The sequence below is a fragment of the Pseudomonas sp. SIMBA_041 genome (assembly GCF_046535095.1).
Classification (GTDB): Bacteria; Pseudomonadota; Gammaproteobacteria; order Pseudomonadales; family Pseudomonadaceae; genus Aquipseudomonas; species Aquipseudomonas mucoides.
On the sequence record NZ_JAWRXJ010000375.1, the window covers coordinates 1 to 267 of the forward strand.

The 267-nt window shown below is 50.9% G+C and carries 1 protein-coding gene; it reads left to right on the top strand.

Annotated features, from left to right (window positions below; translation table 11 throughout):
* Positions 1 to 25 precede the first annotated feature (25 nt).
* On the top strand, positions 26 to 267 hold a 242-nt coding region (locus SB725_RS31545), incomplete at its 3' end, for a DMT family transporter (protein WP_410923353.1).

The window sequence follows — 267 nt, forward strand, 5'->3', positions numbered from 1 at the left end:
TGGTCTGGTTGTCCAGAACACGCTGATGGTGCGCATCACCCAGACCTCCTCTACCATTCTCATCGCCATGTTGCTGAACTCACTGGTGGGGATTTTGCTCTTTGTTTCTATTTTATGGTTTAAACAAGGCATGGCGGGGTTTGGCGAACTGGTGTCCAGCGTGCGCTGGTGGACACTTATACCTGGCTTGCTGGGATCGTTTTTTGTCTTCGCCAGTATCAGCGGATATCAGAATGTGGGAGCGGCGACAACTATTGCTGTACTGGT